Annotated in this window: 31 protein-coding genes; 6 read left to right on the forward strand and 25 right to left on the reverse strand. The window is 59.9% G+C overall.

Annotated elements, in window-relative coordinates:
- The first annotated feature begins 129 nt into the window (after positions 1 to 129).
- From I6L34_RS14975 to djlA, 3 genes are read left to right on the forward strand one after another with little or no spacing between them, the layout of a single operon-like run.
- Entirely contained in the window at positions 130 to 1,140 is a 1,011-nt protein-coding gene (locus I6L34_RS14975) for an aminoglycoside phosphotransferase family protein (protein WP_058057252.1), read from the forward strand.
- Positions 1,137 to 1,805 (forward strand): N-acetylmuramate alpha-1-phosphate uridylyltransferase MurU, encoded by a 669-nt coding sequence (gene murU / locus I6L34_RS14980; RefSeq protein WP_058057253.1) that lies wholly within the window; start codon positions 1,137 to 1,139, stop codon positions 1,803 to 1,805. Before I6L34_RS14975 ends, murU begins: the two co-directional genes overlap by 4 nt.
- A 19-nt stretch (positions 1,806 to 1,824) precedes the next feature.
- Positions 1,825 to 2,658, forward strand: coding sequence for a co-chaperone DjlA (gene djlA, locus I6L34_RS14985; protein ID WP_005358354.1), 834 nt, complete (start codon positions 1,825 to 1,827; stop codon positions 2,656 to 2,658).
- An 81-nt stretch (positions 2,659 to 2,739) separates the two neighbouring features.
- Here djlA and I6L34_RS14990 read toward each other — a convergent pair whose 3' ends face one another.
- Positions 2,740 to 4,191 (reverse strand): aminoacyl-histidine dipeptidase, encoded by a 1,452-nt coding sequence (locus I6L34_RS14990; RefSeq protein WP_058057254.1) that lies wholly within the window; start codon positions 4,189 to 4,191, stop codon positions 2,740 to 2,742.
- A 1,199-nt stretch (positions 4,192 to 5,390) separates the two neighbouring features.
- Between I6L34_RS14990 and I6L34_RS14995 the strand changes: the two genes are divergently transcribed.
- The gene (locus I6L34_RS14995; RefSeq protein WP_108572650.1) at positions 5,391 to 5,675 is read left to right on the forward strand and encodes an ADP-ribosyl-(dinitrogen reductase) hydrolase; all 285 of its coding nucleotides are present in this window, start codon (positions 5,391 to 5,393) and stop codon (positions 5,673 to 5,675) included.
- Positions 5,676 to 5,750: 75 nt separating this feature from the next.
- Positions 5,751 to 6,104: a hypothetical protein gene (locus I6L34_RS15000; protein ID WP_216954905.1), complete on the forward strand. Its 354-nt coding sequence runs from the start codon at positions 5,751 to 5,753 to the stop codon at positions 6,102 to 6,104.
- Positions 6,105 to 6,170: 66 nt separating this feature from the next.
- Here the strand turns inward: I6L34_RS15000 and I6L34_RS15005 are convergent, their stop codons facing one another.
- From I6L34_RS15005 to I6L34_RS15015, 3 genes are read right to left on the reverse strand one after another with little or no spacing between them, the layout of a single operon-like run.
- Positions 6,171 to 7,343 (reverse strand): phage late control D family protein, encoded by a 1,173-nt coding sequence (locus I6L34_RS15005; protein ID WP_216954906.1) that lies wholly within the window; start codon positions 7,341 to 7,343, stop codon positions 6,171 to 6,173.
- On the reverse strand, positions 7,340 to 7,831 hold the full coding sequence (locus tag I6L34_RS15010) for a phage tail protein (RefSeq protein WP_216954907.1): 492 nt from the start codon (positions 7,829 to 7,831) through the stop codon (positions 7,340 to 7,342). The genes I6L34_RS15005 and I6L34_RS15010 overlap by 4 nt, the downstream gene beginning before the upstream one ends.
- A gap of 12 nt (positions 7,832 to 7,843) precedes the next feature.
- Complete coding sequence (locus tag I6L34_RS15015; RefSeq protein WP_216954908.1) at positions 7,844 to 9,982, reverse strand: phage tail tape measure protein; 2,139 nt, start codon at positions 9,980 to 9,982, stop codon at positions 7,844 to 7,846.
- A 36-nt stretch (positions 9,983 to 10,018) separates the two neighbouring features.
- On the opposite strand from I6L34_RS15015, the gene I6L34_RS15020 reads away from it, so the two are divergent.
- Positions 10,019 to 10,240, forward strand: coding sequence for a hypothetical protein (locus I6L34_RS15020; RefSeq protein WP_216954909.1), 222 nt, complete (start codon positions 10,019 to 10,021; stop codon positions 10,238 to 10,240).
- 11 nt (positions 10,241 to 10,251) lie between these two features.
- Here the strand turns inward: I6L34_RS15020 and I6L34_RS15025 are convergent, their stop codons facing one another.
- The 21 genes from I6L34_RS15025 to I6L34_RS15125 form a co-directional block, all read right to left on the reverse strand.
- The gene (locus tag I6L34_RS15025) at positions 10,252 to 10,383 is read right to left on the reverse strand and encodes a GpE family phage tail protein (protein ID WP_108572652.1); all 132 of its coding nucleotides are present in this window, start codon (positions 10,381 to 10,383) and stop codon (positions 10,252 to 10,254) included.
- Positions 10,384 to 10,391: 8 nt separating this feature from the next.
- Positions 10,392 to 10,676, reverse strand: coding sequence for a phage tail assembly protein (locus tag I6L34_RS15030; RefSeq protein WP_139461251.1), 285 nt, complete (start codon positions 10,674 to 10,676; stop codon positions 10,392 to 10,394).
- Between the two features lie 63 nt (positions 10,677 to 10,739).
- Entirely contained in the window at positions 10,740 to 11,258 is a 519-nt protein-coding gene (locus I6L34_RS15035) for a phage major tail tube protein (protein ID WP_215803082.1), read from the reverse strand.
- 12 nt (positions 11,259 to 11,270) lie between these two features.
- Positions 11,271 to 12,449, reverse strand: coding sequence for a phage tail sheath protein (locus tag I6L34_RS15040; RefSeq protein ID WP_216954910.1), 1,179 nt, complete (start codon positions 12,447 to 12,449; stop codon positions 11,271 to 11,273).
- Between the two features lie 169 nt (positions 12,450 to 12,618).
- Complete coding sequence (locus tag I6L34_RS21865; RefSeq protein WP_254202870.1) at positions 12,619 to 13,233, reverse strand: tail fiber assembly protein; 615 nt, start codon at positions 13,231 to 13,233, stop codon at positions 12,619 to 12,621.
- Positions 13,230 to 14,333 carry a phage tail protein gene (locus tag I6L34_RS21870; RefSeq protein WP_254202872.1) on the reverse strand — a complete coding sequence of 368 codons (1,104 nt, stop codon included), beginning with the start codon at positions 14,331 to 14,333 and terminating at the stop codon, positions 13,230 to 13,232. The genes I6L34_RS21865 and I6L34_RS21870 overlap by 4 nt, the downstream gene beginning before the upstream one ends.
- A complete protein-coding gene (locus I6L34_RS15060; protein WP_254202874.1) occupies positions 14,330 to 14,956 on the reverse strand; it encodes a phage tail protein I in 627 nt (208 codons plus the stop codon). The genes I6L34_RS21870 and I6L34_RS15060 overlap by 4 nt, the downstream gene beginning before the upstream one ends.
- Positions 14,957 to 14,964: 8 nt before the next feature.
- The gene (locus tag I6L34_RS15065; protein ID WP_216954912.1) at positions 14,965 to 15,864 is read right to left on the reverse strand and encodes a baseplate J/gp47 family protein; all 900 of its coding nucleotides are present in this window, start codon (positions 15,862 to 15,864) and stop codon (positions 14,965 to 14,967) included.
- The gene (locus I6L34_RS15070; protein ID WP_216954913.1) at positions 15,861 to 16,220 is read right to left on the reverse strand and encodes a GPW/gp25 family protein; all 360 of its coding nucleotides are present in this window, start codon (positions 16,218 to 16,220) and stop codon (positions 15,861 to 15,863) included. The genes I6L34_RS15065 and I6L34_RS15070 overlap by 4 nt, the downstream gene beginning before the upstream one ends.
- Positions 16,217 to 16,768: a phage baseplate assembly protein V gene (locus I6L34_RS15075; RefSeq protein WP_216954914.1), complete on the reverse strand. Its 552-nt coding sequence runs from the start codon at positions 16,766 to 16,768 to the stop codon at positions 16,217 to 16,219. Before I6L34_RS15075 ends, I6L34_RS15070 begins: the two co-directional genes overlap by 4 nt.
- Positions 16,769 to 16,841: 73 nt before the next feature.
- Positions 16,842 to 17,294 (reverse strand): phage virion morphogenesis protein, encoded by a 453-nt coding sequence (locus tag I6L34_RS15080; RefSeq protein WP_216954915.1) that lies wholly within the window; start codon positions 17,292 to 17,294, stop codon positions 16,842 to 16,844.
- On the reverse strand, positions 17,267 to 17,746 hold the full coding sequence (locus I6L34_RS15085) for a phage tail protein (RefSeq protein WP_216954916.1): 480 nt from the start codon (positions 17,744 to 17,746) through the stop codon (positions 17,267 to 17,269). Before I6L34_RS15085 ends, I6L34_RS15080 begins: the two co-directional genes overlap by 28 nt.
- On the reverse strand, positions 17,721 to 17,957 hold the full coding sequence (gene lysC, locus I6L34_RS15090) for an Rz1-like lysis system protein LysC (protein WP_254202972.1): 237 nt from the start codon (positions 17,955 to 17,957) through the stop codon (positions 17,721 to 17,723). Before lysC ends, I6L34_RS15085 begins: the two co-directional genes overlap by 26 nt.
- On the reverse strand, positions 17,842 to 18,309 hold the full coding sequence (gene lysB, locus I6L34_RS21875; protein WP_254202974.1) for an Rz-like lysis system protein LysB: 468 nt from the start codon (positions 18,307 to 18,309) through the stop codon (positions 17,842 to 17,844). The genes lysC and lysB overlap by 116 nt, the downstream gene beginning before the upstream one ends.
- A gap of 150 nt (positions 18,310 to 18,459) precedes the next feature.
- Complete coding sequence (locus I6L34_RS15095) at positions 18,460 to 18,972, reverse strand: hypothetical protein (protein ID WP_216954918.1); 513 nt, start codon at positions 18,970 to 18,972, stop codon at positions 18,460 to 18,462.
- Positions 18,962 to 19,783 carry an N-acetylmuramidase family protein gene (locus I6L34_RS15100; protein WP_216954919.1) on the reverse strand — a complete coding sequence of 274 codons (822 nt, stop codon included), beginning with the start codon at positions 19,781 to 19,783 and terminating at the stop codon, positions 18,962 to 18,964. The genes I6L34_RS15095 and I6L34_RS15100 overlap by 11 nt, the downstream gene beginning before the upstream one ends.
- Complete coding sequence (locus I6L34_RS15105; protein ID WP_216954920.1) at positions 19,780 to 20,088, reverse strand: phage holin family protein; 309 nt, start codon at positions 20,086 to 20,088, stop codon at positions 19,780 to 19,782. Before I6L34_RS15105 ends, I6L34_RS15100 begins: the two co-directional genes overlap by 4 nt.
- 1 nt (position 20,089) lies before the next feature.
- Positions 20,090 to 20,452 (reverse strand): putative holin, encoded by a 363-nt coding sequence (locus tag I6L34_RS15110; protein ID WP_215803096.1) that lies wholly within the window; start codon positions 20,450 to 20,452, stop codon positions 20,090 to 20,092.
- Between the two features lie 21 nt (positions 20,453 to 20,473).
- Positions 20,474 to 20,704 carry a TraR/DksA C4-type zinc finger protein gene (locus I6L34_RS15115; RefSeq protein ID WP_159144636.1) on the reverse strand — a complete coding sequence of 77 codons (231 nt, stop codon included), beginning with the start codon at positions 20,702 to 20,704 and terminating at the stop codon, positions 20,474 to 20,476.
- Between the two features lie 2 nt (positions 20,705 to 20,706).
- Positions 20,707 to 20,910 (reverse strand): tail protein X, encoded by a 204-nt coding sequence (locus I6L34_RS15120; protein ID WP_159144500.1) that lies wholly within the window; start codon positions 20,908 to 20,910, stop codon positions 20,707 to 20,709.
- Positions 20,910 to 21,386 (reverse strand): head completion/stabilization protein, encoded by a 477-nt coding sequence (locus tag I6L34_RS15125; protein WP_216954921.1) that lies wholly within the window; start codon positions 21,384 to 21,386, stop codon positions 20,910 to 20,912. Before I6L34_RS15125 ends, I6L34_RS15120 begins: the two co-directional genes overlap by 1 nt.
- Positions 21,387 to 21,390 lie beyond the last annotated feature (4 nt).

Raw genomic sequence — 21,390 nt, forward strand, 5'->3', positions numbered from 1 at the left:
ATGCATTTTACGACAGGTTTCATCGAGTTGACATTGCATGTCATTGCTTTATGTTAGCCGGCAATGATAAAGCATTATTGCGGCCAGGGCTAACAGCCAAGTGCTGCTTTCCACTTTGGTCCTCTACTTATGCACGATCGCGATTCCCTGCTATTGCAGTGGGCACGCCGTATTTCCGGTGATGCCACTCTCACGCTTACCCTCATTTCCGGTGATGCCAGCTTCCGCCGCTACTCTCGTGGTGGTGGTCTGGTGTGGGTGGATGCCAATCCGAAAACCGAAAAGAATCATGAATTTGTTCGTAACGCGGCGGCCTTGCAGGCGCGTCAGCTGTTGGCGCCAGAGGTCAAGGCGGTGGACTACGAACAGGGTCTGCTGGCGGTCAGTGACTTGGGCGATACCCAGCTGATCAGCTGCCTGAACGAGCACAACGTACTGGCTTGGTATGGCAAGGCGATTGATTTGCTGCCCCGCCTGGGGGCTGTTGAACTGGCGCTTGAACCCTTCGATGCGGCTTTTATGGCGCGGGAGAACAGCATTTTCCCCGAGTGGCTGCTGGGTCATTATCTGCAACTGACTCTGAGCCATGAAGAGCAGCAACTGCTGGACGAGACCTTTGCCTGCCTCACCGCCTGCAATCTGGCCCAGCCGCAGGGGGTGATGCATAGAGATTTCCACAGTCGCAACCTGATGGTGTGTGGCGGGGATACCCCCGAGAGCAGCCGGCTGGCCATCATCGATTTTCAGGACATGGTCATCGGGCCCCTGAGCTATGACCTGGTCTCCCTGCTGAAAGATTGCTACGTGCGCTGGCCGGACGAGGTGATCGATGAAGGGATGCGCCACGGCTTTGCCACCCTGCAACAGGCGGGGCTGCTTGGCGAGCTCGATTATGCCAGTTTCCGTCGTGATGCCGACCTGACCGGCATGCAGCGCCACCTCAAAGCTGCCGGAATCTTTACCCGGCTCTATCATCGCGACGGCAAGTCCGGCTATCTCAAGGATATTCCCCGCACCCTCGGCTACGTAGTGGATGTCTGTCGCACTCACGGTAGCGCCTATCCGGTATTGGCCCGTTTTGGTCAGTGGCTGGAGCAGGTGGTGTTGCCGGGGATCGCCAATGCTGGAGTTAAATCATGAAGGCGATGATCCTGGCCGCTGGCCGTGGCGAGCGGATGCGCCCGCTGACTGACCTGCTGCCCAAGCCACTGTTGGCGGTGGGGGGCAAGCCGCTCATCGTTCATCACATCGAAAAACTCAAAGCTGCCGGTGTGACCGAGTTGGTCATCAACCACGCCTGGCTTGGCCACAAGCTGGTTGAGAGCCTGGGTGATGGCCGTGCGCTTGGTGTGACCATCCACTGGTCAGCCGAGGAGAGCGCACTGGAGACCGCGGGCGGCATCGTGCAGGCGCTGCCACTACTGGGCGCAGACCCTTTTCTGGTGATCAACGGCGATACCTGGCTCGATCTCGATTATCACACTCTGGTCAGCCAGCCCCTTGGCGATGATCTGGCCCACCTCTGGCTGGTGCCCAATCCGCCCCAGCACCCGAGCGGGGACTTTGCCCTTCAAGGGGGGCGAGTCATGGATATGCCAGCGTTTACCTTCAGCGGGGTCGGACTATATGATCCGGCGGCCTTTGCTGGTCTCGCGGGCGGCGCCCGCAAGCTGGCGCCCCTGCTGCGTGACTGGATGGCGCAAGGGCGGGTAGGCGGCAGCCTGCTCGCTGGCGAGTGGCGCGATATCGGCACGGTCGATCGACTGCGCGAGCTGGATGACCAGCTCCAGGCCCGCACTCATTAACTTCAAGAGGTCTTGAACCATGCGTATTTGGGGTAAGGTGCTGGGCGCCTTCTTCGGTTTTCTGCTCGGCAATATCATCGGCGCCCTGATTGGCCTCTGGATCGGCCACCGTTTCGACCGTGGCATGGGGTTGCAGGGGGCGTTTCGTCGCGGCCCGAGTCAGGAGCAGCAAGCCGTCTTCTTCCACGCCACCTTCTCGGTGATGGGTCACATCGCCAAGTCCAGCGGTCAGGTGACCGAACAGGAGATCCGGGTTGCCTCCAACCTGATGGATCGGATGCGGCTGGCGGGTGAACAGCGTGCCCGGGCACAGGAGTCATTTCGTCTCGGTAAAGAGGCCGACTTCCCGCTACGCGAGACCCTGGCCGAGTTCCGCCGTGCCAGTCTGGGGCAGCGCGATATTCTGCGCTTCTTCCTCGAAGTGCAGTTGCAGGCGGCCTTTGCCGACGGGCGGGTGGAGGAGGGTGAGCGCGCCATTTTGCACACCATTGCCGACGAACTGGGCTTCAGCCGCATCGAGTTGGCCCGTATTCTGGCGATGGCCGAAGCGCAGATGAACTTCTTCAATCAGGCCCATGGCCAGTATCAGGGGGGCCATTCCGGTGGCCAGCAGTATCGGCAGGCGGCACCCTCTGCGGATCGCCTCAAGAATGCCTACCAGTTGCTGGGGGTGAGCGAGAGCGACAGCGATCAGGATATCAAGCGCGCCTACCGCAAGGAGATGAGCAAACATCACCCGGACAAGCTGGCTGCCAAGGGGTTGCCGCCGGAGATGATGGAGATGGCCAAGGAGAAGACCCAGGAGATCCAGCAAGCCTGGGAGTGGATCCGCGAGGCCCGCGGCATCCGGTAAGCGCCAACGTCAGGTTGGAACAGACAACAAAAAGCCCCGCAGCAGTGCGGGGCTTTGTTTTGCCGTGTGGCGTAGGCTGGATTATTTGGCCGGAATCGCTTCCAGCACGTGCACCAGCAGTTGCCAGAAACGTTCGACCGCCGGGATATGTACCTTCTCGTCAGGGGAGTGGGCACCGCGGATGGTCGGGCCGAAGGAGACCATGTCCCACTCCGGATAGGCGCTCTTGAACAGACCGCACTCGAGACCAGCGTGGATCACCATGACGTTGGGCATGGTGCCAAACAGGGTCTGGTAGCTGTTGCGTACCAGCTCCATGACGGGGGAGTCCACGTTCGGTGCCCAACCCGGGTAGGCACCGGTGAATTCGCAGCTGGCGCCTGCCAGGGTGAACAGGGAGCGGGTCATCTGTTCGATGCTCTCGCGGCCGGAGTCAATCAGGGAGCGGATCAGGCACTGGACGTACACTTCGCCATCCTGAGTCTTGATGACCCCCAGGTTGGTAGAGGTTTCGGTCACGCCGGGCATGGCATCGCTCATGCGCATCACACCGTTCGGGCAGGCCATCAGGGCATCCTGCAGGCGCTGCTGCAGGGAGACGCTCATCAGCTTGGCCGGTTTGGCGGCGCTGTTGACCAGCACGCTCAGGTTCGGCTCGGTGGCGGCCAGTTCGGTCTGGTAGATCCCGGTGTAGCGGTCAACCAGCGCCTTGAACTCGTTTACGCTGGCTGCGGGCACCAGCAGGGTGGCGCGGGCTTCGCGCGGGATGGCGTTGCGCAGGGTGCCGCCGTGGATCTCGGCCAGACGAACACTCAGCGGCTCTGCTGCTTTGAGCAGGCGCACCAGCAGCTTGTTGGCGTTGCCACGGCCGCGATGGATATCGCAACCGGAGTGACCGCCACGCAGCCCTTTTACGGCCAGTTCGAACGCTTCGCCTTCGCTGGCGTCAACCAGCTCGAGCGGGAAGCGGATATTGGCATCCACACCGCCAGCGCAGCCCATATAGACCTCGCCATCCTCTTCAGAGTCGGTGTTGAGCAGAATTTCGCCCTCCAGCCAGCCCGCTTCCAGACCGAAGGCGCCGGTCATGCCGGTCTCTTCGTCTGTGGTCAGCAGCACTTCCAGCGGACCGTGCTTGATGGTCTTGTCAGCCAGCACAGCCAGGCAACCGGCCATGCCGATGCCGTTGTCGGCACCCAGGGTGGTGCCACGGGCAGTGACCCACTCGCCATCGACATAGGCATCGATGGGATCGTTGGCGAAGTCGTGTTTGGTGTCGGCGTTGGCCTGCGGCACCATGTCGATGTGGGCCTGCAGTACCACGGCTTTGCGGTTTTCCATCCCCGGGGTGGCCGGTTTCTTGATGATGATGTTGCCGACCTTGTCCTGCTTGACCGCCAGACCTTCCCCTTGGGCCCATTGGATGATCCAGGCGCTCAGTTTGGCTTCATGTTTGGAAGGGTGGGGGATGGAGCAGATCTGTTCGAAGAAATGCCAAATCAGTTTGGGAGAGAGAGAGCTAAGCTGTGCCACGTCGGGACTCCTTACCAGCACGGAATTAACAGGGCCCCATCAGCGGGCCGGGGAAGAGGATAACGATAATACAGTCAATCACACAAAAATGTGAGCAATCAGCGCAAATCGCAGGCAGCTTGTGCTGGCTGATGGCAATCAGGCAGTACGATCGTCAGGTTCGGACGACGCTGACCGATAGAAAAGAAAATATGTGACCGAACTCACAAAAACATTGAATTTAATGCACCGACTGGTAAATTAGCTCCCGTGGTTCGCCACCCGTCAGGATGACAATGAAAGCCTCCAGGGAACCGAAGCAAAGCAAGTGCGCCTCCATGGAACCGAGTGTTCGTTCAAGGATTTGAGCCCGCATTAAAGGTACGTAACTTGTTAAGCAATCAGGAGTTTCAATATGCCAGGCAGCAACTCAACCTATTGGTTTGCCCCCTCTTTGTATACCCAGGGTTTCAGCTACCCTAACCCCTTCGTCACTCGTCGCTAAGACGAACTGCCCAACCAGGCAGAGGCGAGAAAGCAGCAGGTGCGTGAGGTAAATCCTCCCCCTGCTATTTTTTTATCTGCGATTTGCCGCACAGCTCATTTGGGCTCGGCAGCAGGGACGGCAGGTTAGTCGTTTGGAGCTCGAGATGTGCCGAATGGAGAGGGTGATGCCGATTTTTCCTGTTTTTGGCATACGTTTGCCAGGCATTTTCTCTGCAAACGGTGCTATCATATCGGCCCAACAGCCTGTCCGCGGTTTGGACACATCATCTAACCGATCGCCGGATAAGCCCATCTTGCTTCCATTGTTATCAGATTTGCTGCCGAGGCTTAGCCCTGAGGCAGCCGAAGTGCAATCTGAATTCAGTCGGGCAAGGGCCACCATTTACTGGCATCCGCAGGGAGAATTGCGGGTGTTGTTATTTTAAGTGATTGTTTTTAAATAACTATTCGAGATCGATAACATGCCGAAAAAGTTCTATGCTCTTTAGTATGGGATTTTTAACATCTTAAAAGGCATTTTATATCAGTGGCTTACGTTGGTTTGCTGGCTCGCTTGTTTCGATAGTGGCGGCAAAATGGCGGCAGGGAAATCTGATGATCGGAAAAGGCGGCAGAGCGTTGGCTCTGCCGTTTTTTTATATCTTGCGCTAATCGTTGACCGCTGGCCCCATAGAATATACGCTGTATATACAACGTAAATGCAGGGGGTGAAGTTGGCACTAATCCTATCGGCTGCGGTGAGAGCCAAACTAAAGGTCAAACATTGTGTTGAAGAGCGCGAGGTCGTCGAGGCCTTTGCTAACAGGGACAAGGGGTTCCTGATTGACACCAGAGAAGATCACCAAACCAATCCCCCTACAGAATGGTTTATTGCTGAAACAGACCGGGGCAGGAAGCTGAAGGTCTGTTTCATGCTTCGAGACGGCGACATTTACATAAAGACCGCGTATGAAGCCAATCCAACAGAGATTGGCATCTATAACAAGTTCGCCGTTTAGTTTGGCTTGCTGAGTGTTTTGCAAGCCGTTTGGTTGTCACGAGTCTGAGGTATAAAACTTGCGAGGGTTAATTGTATGAGCACCCAAGAAAAAGCAATCCTAGGCACAGAAGAAGCGTGGGATTCGGGGGTTCTGGGCAGCGATGAGCAATATGTAGCAGTATCCCACCATTCCACTGATGATTTGATTAACGAAGCCCTCTCATTACAGCCAATCTCGATTAGATTGCAGAAAGGGCTGATCGAAAATCTGAAGACGATTGCGGAGCTGAATGGAATAGGTTATCAACCGCTGGTTCGCCAAGCCTTAACTCGTTTCGTTGACTGCGAAATGAAGAGGATTGCAACCGAAGCTCTGGCCGCCAAGCGTAAAGAAGAGCGGCTGGCGATGGAGATTGAAGCCTCCGAGGGGCATTTAAAAAGGGCCTGATTGATAGACAGATTAAAGTAGAGTCAGAAAGAAGGGAGCGCACATCGGCGCTCCCTTTTGTTTTTGTTATTCCTCGACTTCCGGCAGGTCGTCGATCGCCACTTCGAGGTTGATGGTGTTGGTGTAGCCGCTGTTGGTCAGGCTGTGGCTGACTTTGGTCAGCACCCAGTTGGCCTCGTCGATCTGCGGTTTGAACCCCCTGACTGTGGTGGGTTGTTCCGGGTATAGCTCGGGGCGGCCTTTGGCGAGGGTGATCTCGAACTCGGCAACGCCACGTTGCAGCCGTTCCCACTCGGCGCGGGCGGCGCGCATGGCGTTGGTCTGGTTGGCGTAGATGTGGCGCAGCACCTTGACGTTTTCGCTGTCGCCAATCAGCAGTTCGCGGCCCTCTTTGTCGACGGTGGTGTCACTCGGCAGCGCCTGCTCCAGCTTTGGCTTCTTCTTGCGTTTGCGCTTGAGGGTCGAGCCTTCGGTGGTGGCCTTCTTCGGGTCGTGCCAGTTGGCTGATACGCCGGTGTAAGCGTCACGGTCAGCGACGGCGAAGCGGTGCTGATCGCCGTCATGGCGGGTGATGGTGACGGATGGGAGCGGTTTGCCGCTGGCGGTGAGCCCCTTGCCCTGGCCGATAAAGAGCAGTCGCCCCGATTTGATGGTAGTGATGGCGCCGCATTGACCGGCCAAGCGGGTGAGGAAGGCGGGATCGCTTTCGTTCTGCTGGTCGATGTGGTCAATCTGCATGCCCTTGAAGCGTTCGGCGCAGGCTGGGATCAGGCTGTGGCGCTGGGCGATGGCATCGACAATGCTGCCGACGGTCTGCTGGTGATAGCTGGTCTGGCGCAGCTTGTTGAGGTTGCCGCGCAGATCGGCCGATTTGCCCCGGATGGTGAGCTTGTCCGGGGTGCCGGTGTGCTCCACCTCGTCGATGGTGTATTCCCCCTTATCAACCAGTGGTTGGCCCTGCCAGCCGATCATGACGCGCATTCTGGCGCCACGGCGCGGCATGGCCAGCTTGCCGTCGCTGTCGTCGAGTTCGATGTCGATGGTGTCGGCTTCAAACCCGCGATTGTCGGTGATGTTGAGGCTTATCAGGCGTGGCCGGATGGTGGCGGATACATCCGTGCCGTCGATCAGCAGCTGGTAAGCCGGGGCCGGATGATCGGCCCCGGTGATGCTGAATTGCCCCAGCTGGCTGGTCAGGGTGCTGGTGACAGCCGTCACCACGTTATCTGTCAGGCTCACAGCAGGCCCCCGATCTTGTTGCCGATGGTGCCGACGATGTTGCTGATGCCCAGCCGACTGGCGATGCCACCCACTGCGCGGCCCAGCAGCTTGTTGCCCAGGGTGTTTTCGTCGTCGTCCACCCGCTTGAGGTTCATGGTGAAATCCAGCTTGCGGGCGGCGCCGTCCGAGAAGAATTCGGAGCGGGTGACGCTGGTGCGCTCGATGACGAAATAGCCCCGCATCACGCCATCCCCCTGGATCAGGGGGAAGGCTTTGCCGGTGGCGGCCATTTCGTGGAGCAGGTCGAGGGTAACCGGCCCGCCTGTCAGCTCAGGGTAGAGGGTGCCGGATAGCACGGTGGTTTCATCATCCGGCCCTGTGTACTGGTAGGCCGGACGGGCGCCCACCCGAGGGTTGCCCGGGTGGCGCCATGCGCGGTCATCCTGTTGTGACTGTGGGGCGAAGGTGGAGCGCTGGAACACGAACCAGCCCAAGGTCATCATCATGGTGGTGCCTCCTTAGTTGGTGTCGCGCAGGCTGGCGCGGGAGCGGGCAGATGCCAGCCGTTCGCGGCGGTCCAGTTCGCGGCTTACCTCTTGCGCTACATCGGCGCCGGATTGCCCCGGCTGCTGCACGATGCTGATGGGGGCGTGAATCTGGGTTGTCCCGCCCCCTCTGGCCTGCGCCAGCTTGGGCGGTTGGTACATGGTCGGCCCGTAGCCGGTGGCCATGGCGGGCTGGTTATAGTTGCCCGTCAGGTAACCCGATTGCCGCACGGTGGCCGTGATGGCCGATCCCCCTTTCATCCAGTCCGGCAGAATGTCGGTGATGGATTTCACCTTGGCTTTGAGCTCTTCCCATTTGGCCGAGATACCGCCGATCAGGCCGTCGATGATGGCTTTGCCCGCGTTGAGCGCCCTGGATGGCAGGGTGGTCAGGTAGTCCCAAAATTCACCGGTGGCCGCTTTGCACTGCTCCCAGGTGGATTTGAACCACGGCCCGAGCTGGTCCCAATTCTTGTAGATGAGGTAAGCGCCGGCAGCGATGGCGGCAATCCCCGCGATAATCCAGCCGATGGGGGTGGTGAGGATGGCAAGCCCCAGTTTTACAAAGCCCATGGTTAGCCACTTGATTGGTGCCAGCAGCATAAGGATTGTTTTGCTCAGGAACGTTCCTTTGATCCCCAATATGCCAAATGACAGCCGCATGATAGCTATCGGCCCTAAAATAGCAGCGACAGCCAGCAAAAGCCCGCCAACCGCTATCGTTGCGATTGAGGTGAATGCAGCAACCCTCATCAAGGTATTTGACAGTTCAGGATTGCGCTTTGACCAGTTGCCGATGCGCTCTGATATTTCGCCAATCCACTCGATAACGGATTTCACTTCCGGCGCAATGGATTCGCCAAAGTTGACCATGGTATTTGTGAATGTGCCTGTGGCTGCATCCCATAGGTTTCCCATTGTTCCCAGTTGGGCATTGACCCTTTCTTGCAGCGATGCTTGGGCCTCCATCTTGGCGATAGTCTCTTTGTACCCCGCCAATCCTTTGGTCATCATCAGGGTGAGCGCCTGCTGGGTTTCGCTATCGTCACCCCACACCTGATTGAACACGGCCAGCCGCTTCTGTTCGCTCAGGTTCTTGAGCTTGCCAAGCTGGGCGAACATCTTGTCGAGCCCTCCGAAGTTGCCCTTACCGTCAGTGAAGTCGAGTTTGATGCCATCGGCTTTCAGCAGGTCGTTGGCCTTCGCCATATTCTTGGCGTTCATACTGCGCTGAAATGCTTTGCGATAGGCGTTACCGGCTTTCTCACCGCTCATGCTGGCCTGATCTGCCATCACCAACAGCGGGCTGAGCGCCTTGGCTGCATCGAGACCGTCTTTTTTGAGCAGGTTCAAAACCGGCGACAGGCTGGCGTAGGCCGCTTCTTGGTTGCCAATATCCATGCCCAGATAGTGAGCCCGCTGGATTACATCCATCAGCCCCATCATGTCTTTCTCGGTGGTTCTGGTTGCATCTTGCAGCTTGGATGCTGACTGTGCTGCTTGCTCATATGGCAGTTTTAGCTGCACCCCCAGATAAGCCGTTGCTTCTCCTAAGCCACCAAGAATCGACTTATCCGTCATACCTTGTTTGCTCAAGGTGTTCATCATGTTCTGAAAATCAGCGGTGGTCCCCGGCAGCTTGTTGCCTAGTTGAGTAGCCAGATCACTGATGGCTTGGAACTCTTTTCGAACCTTCCCTCCTTTTTCCATCATGGTGACTTTAAGATCCACGATAGAGGTTTCAGCCTTGGCGAACTCGATCACTGGTTTGAGAGTGGTCATACCCATTGCCGTGCCGGTAGCCAGCGCCGCGGCTCCGTGACCTGCAATCTGTCCGCGCAGTTCTTGGGTCTGGCGGTAGTTGGCTTTGACCTGATTCATGCGCTTTTGCTGGTCGGCTAACTGGCCCAGCTTGGTGCGCTGCGCGTCAAGGTTGGTATTGGCGTTGGCAAGATCGGTTTTGAGGCGGCGCTGTGCTTCGCTCAGGTTGCCCGTCTTGATGCCGGTCTTGCGCATCTCTTCGCCCAGCTGGCCGTGGCGGGTGATCATTTCCCCCTGTTTGGTCTTGAGCTGGTTGAAGGCGCGTTCGGCCTTGTTGAGCTCGTTGATCATCAGGCGGGTTGGTTTGGGGGTGTCGGCAATCTTGCGTTGCAGGTCGTTGAAGGTGCCTTCGGCCTGTTTGAGCTGGGTCTTGGTGACGCCAATCTGGGCGCCCAATTTTTTATATCCGTCAAGCTGGGCGCTCTGGCGTTCCAGATCGCGGACTTTGGCCTTGGTGTCGGCGAGGTCTTTGGCGGTGATGCGGCTTTGGCCGGTGACGGCCTTGAGGGGGGCGGTGAGCTTGTCCACCGCCCCGAGCAGGATTTGTAACTTGAGGGTGCTCATGATTCGTCTGCCCCGTTGATGTGGTTGTATCGCTCAACAAGGCGTTGGTGCCAGCCCATCAGCTCGTCGAGCTCCATGGCTGCCATTTCAGACGGCGGCCAGTGGGCGATGATGGCCAAGTCGGCCATCAGGTCGTCTACGCAGTGAGGTAGGCCAGCTTCTTCGGAACCAAAAAAGAGCCTACCTCATGCCCCAGTTGCACCAGATCAGCCGGATCGAGTGCGCTGGCCTCTGCTTCGGTCAGGGCCGGACTGGTGATGCGCGGCAGCAGCTTGGTGAGGGCGTTGACGTCCATCTGCAGGATGTCGTTCAGGTTGAGGCCGCGCAGTTCGCCGGATTGCGGTTTGCGCACGTTGATCTCGGTGATGGTGGTTTCGCCGCGCTGGATGGGGGTGTCGAGGGTGACAGTGTTCATTTTCATGGTGTTTGTCCTGTTCGGTATGTAGTAACGGGCGGCAGTGCCGCCCGGATGTGGTTTGGTGGATTAGAGGCCCATGGCCTTGCGGTGTTCGGCCATGCGGTCGACGCCATCCGGCCCGATTTCGATCATGTTGACGGTGTCGATTTCGTGGATGACGGCGCCGTTGATGGTCTCTTTGTAGTAGGTGCAGGTCATGCTGACCTTGGCCTGGGTGTTGTCGCCCGCCTTGAAGGTGCCACGGTCGATCTCTTTGACCCGGCCACGGGTGAGGATTTCGACGGCGGAGACTTCACCTGTGTCATCACGCTGGACGGAGCCGGAGAAGCGGATCATGGTGCCGTCTACTTTCGGTTCGCCGACGTAGCCGAGCACCTCGTCGCCATAGCCGCCCAGGGTGAAATCAATATCGAGGGCGCTGTCATCGAGCCCCATGTCGATGTTTGCGACGCCCGGCATGCCGCCGCCGCGATAGGCTTCAAACTTGCGGCTGAGTTTCGGCGGGGTGAACTCTTCGGCAACGCCGATCCAGTTTTCACCCTGACCGAACATGTTGAAGCGCTTGAGTTTGCGAGGTAGTGCCATTGTTGATGCTCCTTATGCTGCGGCCACGCGGGCGGCGAAGTCGACCAGATAGCGGTCGGTGATGCGCTGCTGGAACATGAGGTTTTCAAGCGGCGGCACGGGGGTGTAGTCGTAATCGATGTAGAGCTTGCCCGCCTTGAGGGTGTCTTTGTCGTTGACCTCCTCGTTGTACCAGCAGTTGAAGCCGATGAGGTAACCGAGGGTGACCAGCTCGCGGCCCTTGGCGTTGACACCTTCGACGATGTCTTTGATCAGGGTTGGGGTCATCGGCTTGTCTACCGCCCACATGTGGGCCTCTGCCATGGTGTCGGCGAGGATCTGGGCGGTGCGGGTGTAGTTCTCGAACTGGAACAGGGGGTCTTCCGAGCAGGTGCGGGAGCCCCAGAAGAGGAACCCATTGGACTGGATCAGGCAGGTGATGTCTTTTTCGTTGAGCAGGCCCGCGTCGGTGTCGGGGTCTTGCAGGCTCCAGAACACTTGCTTGGTCAGCCCTTGCACACCAGTGACGGCGACGTTGGAGAGGGTTTTATGCCAGCCAACCTCTTTGTCGATTTTGGCGCGCATGGCCATGGCTTTGGCGGTGGCCCAGACTGGCGCCTCTGCATTGGCTGCGGTATCCCACTTTTTAAAGTCGCCATGGATCAGCATGACTTCGCGCTGGCCGAAGTTCTGGCGGTAGGCCAGCGCCTCGGTCGGTGTGTTGCAGCCGTGGGTTGAGACGTAGGTGAAGGCGCGCAGCTTGACCGCCACGGCGGCCAGTTCAGTGGCAACCGGCAGGGTGTCGAGCCCCGGTGCGCCGATGATGCGCGGGGTGATGCCGGTGGCAGAGCTGGCCCGTTGCAGGGCCTTGAGGCCGGTATAGCTGCCATCCGGCTTGGCGGTGCCGATGACGTTGGAGGTGGTCTCTTCGTCGGTGGCGCCTTTGGGAACGCGCACGACGATGGTGATGGTGTTGACGGTGTCGGCGATCGCTTGCAGCGCTTTAGCCAGGGTGCCCTGGGTTCCTGCCTTGCCAACGGCTTTTTGCACGTCGGTAATGATGACCGGGGTGTTGAGCGGGAAGGTGGTGGCGTCGGCATCTTCCGCATGGCCAAGCAGGCCGATCACGGCGGTGGCTATGGTGCGGATGGTGCGGGTGCCTTCGTTGACTTCGACGACGCGCACGCCGTGGTGGTACTTGTCGAGTGCCATGGTGGCGGTTCTCCTGTGTCCGGACGGAGGTGATCAATATGAGCACGGTCAGGATGCAGGGGCGGCGCAGGTTGGGCGAGTTGGCGCGGGTGTGTGGGGCCACTACACACCCGCAGACGGTGGCGGGCATAAAGAAAACACCCCGCACAGGGCGGGGTGGTTGGTTTGGTCAGATGACCTTTTCCGGTTCGTGTGGCCATTGCGGCGACTCAGGCCATCCGGTTTGTTCTGGCACCAGCGTCAGCTCGTAGCGGTAGCGTTGCCAGTCGGCCAGCAGCTGGGTGTGCTCCGGCTTGGCGTAGCCGCCATCGACGGCTGGCTTGAGGATTGCGATTTGCTGGTTGGCATTGGCTATTTTTGCTGATTGCTCTGTCTGGGCCGCTTGCAGCTTGGCTTGTTGTTCAGCAGCTTCATCCTTTACCCATGCGTCACCATTCCAGTTATCAAATTGCGACCCAGGTGGCAGTAACGTTTTTCCAGCCTGGATAGGGCCTAGTTCAGTCACAACCTCTGGTATTCTGGTTGTGGTGTCATACACAACTTGCCCCCGATGATCTTCAACTACAAGCCAGCCAGCGTCAGTCATTATTACCGCATGCCCGTCTGTTTTTTGCGGTGGTTCATTCAGGAATGCACCAGCAGGCAACCCTGTGCCATAGGATACCCATACCTGCTCGGAGCCCAAGCACTCCATTGTGTTTTGGTTGACTATAAAGGCTGTCAAATAACCTGACTCGGTGGCGAATCCGTTCTTGTCAAAAGTGATTTGTGTATTTTTCATCATGACGCTCTGAATACGTAGTTAACAGCAATGTTATCTGGCCGGTTTTCACCTGCGGTTGGTACAACGCGGGATGCATCAAACGTGATTGTGTCTGATGTGGCGGATTGACCTGTCGTAACTGTTGACACCCCAGGAGTTCCAGCGCCAATTGATACGAGCCCAAATGCACCAGTACCATCAATTACTGCTCCGGCACTCTGGTTGCTAGTCAATGGGCGGGAATACAACTTGGCTGTGATGTTCCTGATTGCGTCGCCTTGATTCGACAACATTGCCCGGCCAGGGTCTACGCCGCGACCATTATCCCATCCGCGAAAAAACTTACCGCGTGGGTCATATGGCACAACTCCGCTTGGCCACAACTTGGCCAGTTTTGGATACTTAACTTTGTCGAATGGCTGGGCCTGTGCCATCAGAAAGCGCTCATTCGGAGGGGCGCTGCCTACCCATGGGATCGGATAACCAATGGGACAGACGATATCCAGCAGCGCTTCCATTGCTGCTTTCATTTCTTTCGGAGCTACGGCTATATCACTCATTAATCCTTCAATGGCTTCTTGTTCAGTTGCCAACCGCAACATTCCTTTCTCTGTTTTTGTTCCAGCTGGATGGTCGCGGCTTTCCTTATGCGCCTTCATCACGTCATCGACATATTTGCGGGATGCCAGCACTACGGCTGGATCAATCTTGAGTTCGACGGCGCTGGTGTCACTGACGATCAGCACCATTCGGATGATTTGGGTGCGGCCCGCGCCACTGGTGAGTAGCGGCTTGTAGGTATCCGGCACATTGGCGACGGCGATCAGAGTGTTGCTGTCATCAAACAGGCCGACGCAGCGGATCCACCATCCGCCCACGTCTTCCGGGATGATCTGCTCGGCTACCAGTTGGGAAGCGGCTAACGGGTCGGCAAACAGGGTGTTGATGGCGGCGCGACGTTTTTCGCCCGGGATGGCTGTCATTGCCGGATCGGGTGTTACTGGTTGGCCGTTGCCATCGCCCACCGCCATCTGGGTGAGCTTGAGCGGAACCCCCAGCGCGATGGCGTTGGCGAGTTTGGCCGCTCCGGCATTGGTCAGGATGGCTCCAAAGTTGCTCATGCTGTCCTCGTGTTGTTGGTAAGTGGGTTGATGGTGATGGTGTCGATGGTGTGGGTGATACCGCCGTGCCAGCTATGACCAGAGACCACAATGGGCCCTGGCTGGTATGGGTAAATGGTCAGTTCCTCCCCCAGATAGCAGGCGGCGCCCAGATAGGCTTTGCCTCTGGTTTCCAGACTGATGGCGAGACCCGTCAGGTGTCTGGTCAGTCCCTTGGCGTCGTCAATGAGCCGTTCCAGTTCGGCGTACATTTCGGCGGTGATGCCGGTGTCGAGCACGCCGACATCGAGCTTGAAGGTGCCCGGCTCGGCGTTCGGGGTTTCTTGGTACCAGTGCAGCACCCTGATCAGGTAGCCGAGTGGTTCGACGGCGCGGCGGATGGCGCCGACTGTGCCTTTATGGCGATGCACGAACGGCGCGTTGGCGATGACCTTGCGCTTGGTTGCCTCCGGCCAGTTTTCATCCCAGCGATCGACCGACCGCTCGGCTGCCAGACTGGGCAGGCGCCAGACCGGGCAGGTGTGCGGGTTCCAGAGGGTGCGCAGCACATCAACCGGCAGATCGCAGGCTTTGGCGTTGACGGTGGCCAGCTTGCGCTCTGTCGGCGTGGCAGATGGTGGCAACAGGTCGGTCATGGTGCGACCTCGACGGTGTAGCCTGTGCAGTAGGCTGCCTGAGTGTCGGTCGGGATGATGTCGGCCCAGCCGACCAGCTCAACCCAGACGACGCCCGGCACATGCAGCACGGCATCAATGCCTGAGCGCGCGATGCGCACGCCGATCCGTTTGCGCGGGTTGACCCATGCGGCCAAGGCGTCGCGGGCGGCGGTCAGTGCCAGTTCTGCCTCGGCACCGGTGAGATCCATGTGCAGTTTTGCGGTGATGGTGTAATGCAGGATCCCCGCACTCTGCACTGTGAGGCGGTCGGCAACCGGGATGCGGTCCTCGTCTCGGCATTCCGCATCGGCTTTGGCGATCAATTCATCGCTGGCGGTGCCGTCGCCCTCGCTGCTGATGATGGTGACCACGGCGACGGCTGGGCTTGGGCTGATTGCTTTGGCGTCGATGATGCGGCCATCTGCCGAGCGGGCCCAAAATTCGTAGGCGCCGCGCGGGCCAGCTGTGCTCATGGCATCCCACGCCATCAGAGAACGTTCGCGCAGAGCTTCGTCGCTTTCCATGATGGTGGGGATCGGCGGGGTGGCGGTGTCGTCACCCTGTTGCACGACCAGCCGTTCGACATCCCAGTTTGCTACCAGCCCATCGAGATCACTGCCTTTTGACCATGCCACCATATTGGCCACGGCGGCACTGTTGATGCGGCCGCGCAGGATCAGCTCACGGTAGGCGTTCTCTTGCAGGTGTTTGGTGATGGGTTCCGATTCGAGCGCCAGCGTGGCGGTGATAGCTGCCTGCTGGTCTGCCGGATAGAGGGCGATTAGGGCCGCTTTACGCTCGGCAAGGATGGCCTCGTAGTCGAGCAGTTCGACGGCATCCGGGGCGGGCAGTTTTGACAGGTCGATGATGTTCATGAGGTTGCTCCGGTCGGTAGCTGGACGGTGCCGGATTCGAGCAGGCCGTTGTCGGCGCGGCGCCATGTGAGGGTGACGGCACAGCCGCCGCCCAGTTCAGGGGCGCCAATCTCGACTTTGGTGATGCGGATGCGCGGCTCCCAGAGGGTGAGCGCGTGAACGGTGGCGGCCATCAGACGCAGGCGCGTCGCGCCGTGCTGGGGCTGGTCGATGAGGCTGAATATCTCGCTGCCGTAGTCGCGGCGCATGACGCGGGTGCCGATGGGGGTGGTGAGAATATCCCGCACCGATTGCAGGATGTGGGCGGTTTCGCTGATGGCGCGGCCATTGGCTGCGTTCATGCCCTGCCAGTTCATACGGGGCCCCCTGATTTATCACTGCCGCGCTGCACGTCTGTGTGTCCGTGGTCGGTCACCTCTATGTCACCCACCTTGGCGGTTTCACTGATGACGCGCTTGGCCTTGAGAAGGTTGGAGCACTCGACCAGCGGGGTGATCAGCTTGACCGCCACGCTGGCGGTGATGGTGGCGGTTTTGATGCCTGATGCGGTGAGTTCACCGGTGCTCGGGTTGTATTCGATGACCGCGCCGTCGGGGTATTCGGTGCGGTCGAGATCGTCGTTGTCATCGTCGGCCAGCGGCTCTGGGTGTTCGTCCTGGTAGATGCCCGCCAAGACAAAGGCATTGCGCAGGTCACCGCCAAGGCTTAACAGGATCACCTGCTCGCCGACGCTCGGGCGCATGCGGCGGCGGGTGCGACCTGCGCGCAGCACCAGATAGGGCCGCCAGTTGGTGTGGTTGCCCTTGGTTTTGACGCGACATTCACCGGATCGCACCTCTGTCACGGTGCCGATGCGGATCAGGTCGTCGATTTTGCTTTGTAGCTCGATCAGGTTTGCGTTCATGTGGGGGAGTGTGTAGCGGCGTCGTTTGCGCTGACCAGCAGCGGCGGGTGTGTGGCGGCGCTACACACCCGCGCTATGTGGTGAGGTGTTTAAGCAGGGCGTCTTCAACGCGGTCAATGTCGGCGTCGGTGATGCCGATCAGTTGACGCTCTGGGTATTGCACCGCTTTGCCGTTGATTTTGTCGCGCAGGCCGAAGTGATGGACGGTGGCGAGCCGGTTGGCGCTGCCTTTGAACTCAACGGCGGCCTCGTTGGTTGTGGCGGTAGCCTTGAACCATGCAGGCTTGACCAGTTTGGCGAACATCTTGCGGCGGGTGCCACCCCGGCGATCGCGCAGCCTTGGCTGTGGCTTGCGCGGGGTCATGGCGGTGCCATCCGGCTGTTTGTTGACGCGGATCCGTTCTGCCTGAGTGGCCCTCATGGTGCGGGCCAGTTCGGCAGCCAGCTTGCGGCGCTCGGTGGCGCTGAGTTGCTGGAGCTGGGCGGCGGCTTGGTCGCCTAGTTGCTGGAGGGCGTCGGCGGCCATGGTTGGTGCTCCCCGCTGATAAAGAGTTCCCAGGTGATGCCGTCATAGGGGTCTTCTGGCGGTTCTGGTACGTGCTGCCAGCCGATCCCCTCTTCTGTCTTGGTGACGATGACCCGCTCGGTGAGGGGGATGGTGATCAGCAGGTCGTAGAGATCACCGGCCAGCAGTTCAGACTCGACCTTGATGGCGTTCTCCCGCTTGTCGGAGTTGGTGAACAGCTCCGGCTGGTGTTGGCGCAGCCATGCCAGCAGCGGCACGACCAGCTGATCTGGGTGGCCCGCAAAGTCGATGACGCCGATGGATAGTGGGTATTGCCACTCGAACGAGAGTGATTTGGCGCCGGTGGCAACGATGCGGCCATCGCCCACGGTGAGGATCAGGCGCTCTGGGTTTTGCGCCAGTTGCGGCGAGCAGCGGGCAAGCACGTCACGGATTGCGGCTGGTTTGAGCATGGTGCCTCCGGTTGCACTGGATCACGTCATCGACCTTGGCCGCGCAGGTTGCCCAAGCGGCCTCGGTGGTGGTCAGCAGGTCGAGCAGATCGCCGTTATTGAGGGGATCCGCTGGCGGCAGTTGGCAGGGGGCCGGAGCGGGACAGGTGAGCCTGATAATCTGCGGCGCCGGTGAGGGCGGGGCGCTGGAGCAGGCCGACAGCAGCAGCAGGCAGAGGGCGATCAGCCCAAGACTTAAGTTCATCATTTTCACGTTTGAGCCTCGCGATGGTTTGTTCACGGGTGGCGGCGGTGGTGGCCAGCTGGTCGAGCTGGCCCTGCAACTGCTGGGCGGCGGTGGCCTGCGCTGCCAGCTCGATGGTGAGGGTGTTGATGGTGCTGTCTTTGGTGCTTTCCCGCCGAGCGGCCTCTTTGGCCTTGTCGTCGGCGGCCTTGAGATCGCTTTGCAGGGTGGAGACTTGCCCCTCAGCCTTGGCGGCAGAGCGGGCCGACAAGCCCCAGCCGCCCAGGGTGACTGCCAAGGCCAGCAGCAGCCAGGCGATTGGTGAGCGCAGTAATTCCATTACAGTCCCCTTCTCGGTATAGGCGGTGGAGGCGGCGGCATTTTCTGAATACCGCCCCTGAACGGGCAGGTCAGACAGCCACCAATCCAACGCAGTTCCAGACACTTCGCATCCAGCTTGGTGCAGGTTTTCCCCACCAAGTGACCGCACTTAGGCCGTGGCATGGCCTACCCCCCAGAAATCCATACCCTCAGCGCGCAGGACGCTGTTGCACGGCATTACCACCACCGTATCAACAAAGGTTTCTGCCTTGGCGAGCAGCTGGTTGATCACTCTGTCGCCCGAGGCGTTCATCAGGTCGAAACCCGGGCGAGGGGTGGTCGTGTAGTAGCCGTTCGGCATGATGGGTATATCAAGCTGGTTTTCATACCAGTCAAACTCGTCAAAGAACCAACAGGCGTCGCTGTCTTTGATGATGGCTTCCAGAATTTCTCGCTCGGCTTTGGGAAGCTCGTTTCGGCGGTTGATGTTGAGCAGGTCGCAGCTGGTGACGTATGCCCCTTTGAGCTTGCTGGCAATGTCCAGAAACACCCACAGGTGATCTTTATCCAGCGGCGACGACAGCACGATGACCACCTTTTTGCCTTCCTGCCGCTTCGAGTTCGCGGCTGCTATCAGGCGGGTTGTTTTGCCCGTCATCCGGCCTGTGATTTCAATGTGCATCTGCCACCTCCTGCACCGGATAGACCTTGGCAAAGTGGTCGTATGCCTCGGCCAGCTTGGTGTCGTAGCGGTTTTCTTTGTAGGCGGGGCCGTTGTAGCGGCGGGCCACCTCGCTCCACTTTCCCGCCTTGAGCACCTTGTGCAACTGCGGGTCCAGCTCGATAAAGCCGACCACGGCGCGCAGGTGCTCGCGCTCGCTTTGCTGCATGGCGGCCAGCCAGTCGTCTGCCGAGGCATAGCCCAGCGCCTGCCAGTGGTAGCCCATCACCTGGAACATGCCCCAGCTTGCCGACTCGATGGCGGCGGCGCGGTGCAGGGTCATGGCGGTTTGCAGGCGGGCCCATTCAGCCGGGCCGCCCTGATAGCCGCCGCGCTTGGTGTTGCAGAGGGCCGGATAGAGGCCCGCGAGGCGGTTGGCCTCGGCTTCGCCTTGCTGCTTGGCGATCTGCTTGAAGAACACATGGCGCTCGAACAGCAGGCGCGGGCGCTGGCAGTCGTCGAACCCTTCGCCAGCGGCCTCGACCTGGGCGAAGGCGGCGAGCTTGGCCAGTTCGACACCGAGGCGATCGGCGGCTTGCTGCAGATCGGTGATGGTGAGCTGGTTGCCAATGGCGGCACCACGCAGGGCGGCCATGGTGCGCGGCCCTGCCTGCCCGATGGCGACGATGAGGTGATCGCGCTGGAAGGCGAGCACGGCTTGCTCGGTGGCGTCACCGAACCAGCCATCGGCGGCCACCTTGTAGCCTGCCCGTGTGAGCAGTTGTTGCAGTTCAGCCACCAGTGCGCCAATGGCGCCTTTTTTGAGGGTCATGGTTGATACCTCCGGTAGATGTCAGCGGCATGGCTGGGGCGCGGGTGGCGGCGCGGTAGCAGGCGCATGACCGAGCCGCGAGAGCCGAGCAGGGCGGTGAGCACCACGGCGGCCAGCAGCACGGCGGCCGGATCCGGTGCAGGCATTACTCCGAGCAGGGCGCGCAGCGGCACGGAGCCCGCCGCCACGGTGATGACCCACGCCAGCAGGGCAGGGAGGGGGCGATAGTCGCCCCCGTTGCGGTTGAAGGTCACCAGCCGGATGGCGATGGCGGCGCAGATCAGGGCATAGAGGATGGTCAGCATGTCAGCCCCCTTTGCGAAGTTTCAGCAGGTCGTCAGGCGCTTTGCGCAAGACCCACTGCAACAGGTGGACGGCCAGCGCCGAGGCAAGCAGGGCGCCGACGGCCTTGGGCACTTCGACGCTTTGCGGCAGGACGCTGGCCAGCATGGCGGCAACCAGCGGGGCCGCCAGCGCACCGGCGACAAAGGCGGCGATGAACAGACCCGCCTTGCGCAGGTTGCCGAGTTCGGCGGTGGTTACGATGAAGATCAGCGCCCCGGCGAATGCGCCAAGGAGCACGCCGGGATCTACGCCGGGGAAGAGTGACAGCAGAGCCAGACCGGTGAGGGCGCTGGTTGCTGCACTGGATGAGATAGGTTCGGGCATCGTGCTCTCCTGGTGCTGTTGTTATCGTCTGCCGCCGAATTGGCGGTCGTGTTGAAATTCGTGGATGGTCTGGCAGTCGGTGCAGCGCTCGCAGCCCCGGATCGCCTCTCTGCGCTCCTGCGGGATCGGGTCGTCGCAGTCAATGCAGTAGTGGGGGCCGGTGCCGCTGATGCGGGCGGCGTGGATTTTTGCCGCGAGCTGTTGCTCGCTGATCTCTGCCAGTCGTTCAAGTTCGTCGTCGAGGCGGCTCATGGTTAGTCCCATAGCTGGATCAGGGGCGCTTCGGCTTGGGTCGGGGTATCCGGCAGGGTGATGAGGGTGCCCATCGGCAGGATGGGCCCCTTGTCTGCCAGCCCCGGATTGAGGGTCAGCACCTGTTCTGTGATGCCCGCGGTGTAGCCGTAGTGCCGGTTGATGATGAGGTCGAGGGTTTCCCCCTGTTGGGCGCGCAGTTGCATCAGATCAGCTCAACCGTGGTGTGGGTTTCGCCAAGGATGTCGCGGATGGCGAAACGGGCGTCGCGGTAGAGGTCGTTTGCGGTCTGGTCGCGGGCGTCGGTGTCTTTGACGGCTTCGGCGGTGGCCGAGCTGTCGAGGTAACGCTCGTAGAGGTTGGCGCGGGCCATGCTGTAGACGGCGCGGCGATACCAGTGAACCAGCACGGATTCGGCGTTGACGGTCTGGGATGGCACGTCGGCCAGCTGTTCGTATCCGTCGCCCTGGCGGTTGATGGCCCAGCCGCTCAGATCGCTGTTGACGGCGGCGACGGCGTCAATCACGGCATGGCGCAGCCGTTCGGTGGTGATGGTGCCGTCGGTGCGCATGATGTCGCGCAGGTCTTTGAGTTTGATGACCGGCCAGAACGGGGCGCTGGATACTTCGCCTTCGCCTTCGTCTTTGTTGGTCGGATTGGTGGGGAGAAATCCTGATGTCATGGCG

This window comes from Aeromonas sp. FDAARGOS 1404 (genome assembly GCF_019047085.1).
Classification (GTDB): Bacteria; Pseudomonadota; Gammaproteobacteria; order Enterobacterales; family Aeromonadaceae; genus Aeromonas; species Aeromonas veronii.

Coding starts and splice junctions, on each gene's coding strand:
- I6L34_RS21865 (WP_254202870.1), bottom strand. CDS start 13,233: ATGATGAAAAATACACAAATCACTTTTGACAAGAACGGATTCGCCACC.
- I6L34_RS15120 (WP_159144500.1), bottom strand. CDS start 20,910: ATGCAACTGCGCGCCCAACAGGGGGAAACCCTCGACCTCATCATCAAC.
- I6L34_RS21870 (WP_254202872.1), bottom strand. CDS start 14,333: ATGAGCAACTTTGGAGCCATCCTGACCAATGCCGGAGCGGCCAAACTC.
- I6L34_RS15080 (WP_216954915.1), bottom strand. CDS start 17,294: ATGGCCGCCGACGCCCTCCAGCAACTAGGCGACCAAGCCGCCGCCCAG.
- lysB (WP_254202974.1), bottom strand. CDS start 18,309: ATGGAATTACTGCGCTCACCAATCGCCTGGCTGCTGCTGGCCTTGGCA.
- I6L34_RS15000 (WP_216954905.1), top strand. CDS start 5,751: ATGAGCACCCAAGAAAAAGCAATCCTAGGCACAGAAGAAGCGTGGGAT.
- I6L34_RS15115 (WP_159144636.1), bottom strand. CDS start 20,704: ATGAGCCGCCTCGACGACGAACTTGAACGACTGGCAGAGATCAGCGAG.
- I6L34_RS15085 (WP_216954916.1), bottom strand. CDS start 17,746: ATGCTCAAACCAGCCGCAATCCGTGACGTGCTTGCCCGCTGCTCGCCG.
- I6L34_RS15010 (WP_216954907.1), bottom strand. CDS start 7,831: ATGATGATGACCTTGGGCTGGTTCGTGTTCCAGCGCTCCACCTTCGCC.
- I6L34_RS15065 (WP_216954912.1), bottom strand. CDS start 15,864: ATGAACATCATCGACCTGTCAAAACTGCCCGCCCCGGATGCCGTCGAA.
- djlA (WP_005358354.1), top strand. CDS start 1,825: ATGCGTATTTGGGGTAAGGTGCTGGGCGCCTTCTTCGGTTTTCTGCTC.
- I6L34_RS14975 (WP_058057252.1), top strand. CDS start 130: ATGCACGATCGCGATTCCCTGCTATTGCAGTGGGCACGCCGTATTTCC.
- I6L34_RS15105 (WP_216954920.1), bottom strand. CDS start 20,088: ATGCTGACCATCCTCTATGCCCTGATCTGCGCCGCCATCGCCATCCGG.
- murU (WP_058057253.1), top strand. CDS start 1,137: ATGAAGGCGATGATCCTGGCCGCTGGCCGTGGCGAGCGGATGCGCCCG.
- I6L34_RS15100 (WP_216954919.1), bottom strand. CDS start 19,783: ATGACCCTCAAAAAAGGCGCCATTGGCGCACTGGTGGCTGAACTGCAA.
- I6L34_RS15025 (WP_108572652.1), bottom strand. CDS start 10,383: ATGGCCGACTTGGCCATCATCGCCCACTGGCCGCCGTCTGAAATGGCA.
- I6L34_RS15015 (WP_216954908.1), bottom strand. CDS start 9,982: ATGATCAACGAGCTCAACAAGGCCGAACGCGCCTTCAACCAGCTCAAG.
- I6L34_RS15075 (WP_216954914.1), bottom strand. CDS start 16,768: ATGAACGCAAACCTGATCGAGCTACAAAGCAAAATCGACGACCTGATC.
- I6L34_RS15035 (WP_215803082.1), bottom strand. CDS start 11,258: ATGGCACTACCTCGCAAACTCAAGCGCTTCAACATGTTCGGTCAGGGT.
- I6L34_RS15125 (WP_216954921.1), bottom strand. CDS start 21,386: ATGACATCAGGATTTCTCCCCACCAATCCGACCAACAAAGACGAAGGC.
- I6L34_RS15040 (WP_216954910.1), bottom strand. CDS start 12,449: ATGGCACTCGACAAGTACCACCACGGCGTGCGCGTCGTCGAAGTCAAC.
- I6L34_RS15070 (WP_216954913.1), bottom strand. CDS start 16,220: ATGAACTGGCAGGGCATGAACGCAGCCAATGGCCGCGCCATCAGCGAA.
- I6L34_RS15110 (WP_215803096.1), bottom strand. CDS start 20,452: ATGCCCGAACCTATCTCATCCAGTGCAGCAACCAGCGCCCTCACCGGT.
- I6L34_RS15030 (WP_139461251.1), bottom strand. CDS start 10,676: ATGAAAATGAACACTGTCACCCTCGACACCCCCATCCAGCGCGGCGAA.
- I6L34_RS15095 (WP_216954918.1), bottom strand. CDS start 18,972: ATGCACATTGAAATCACAGGCCGGATGACGGGCAAAACAACCCGCCTG.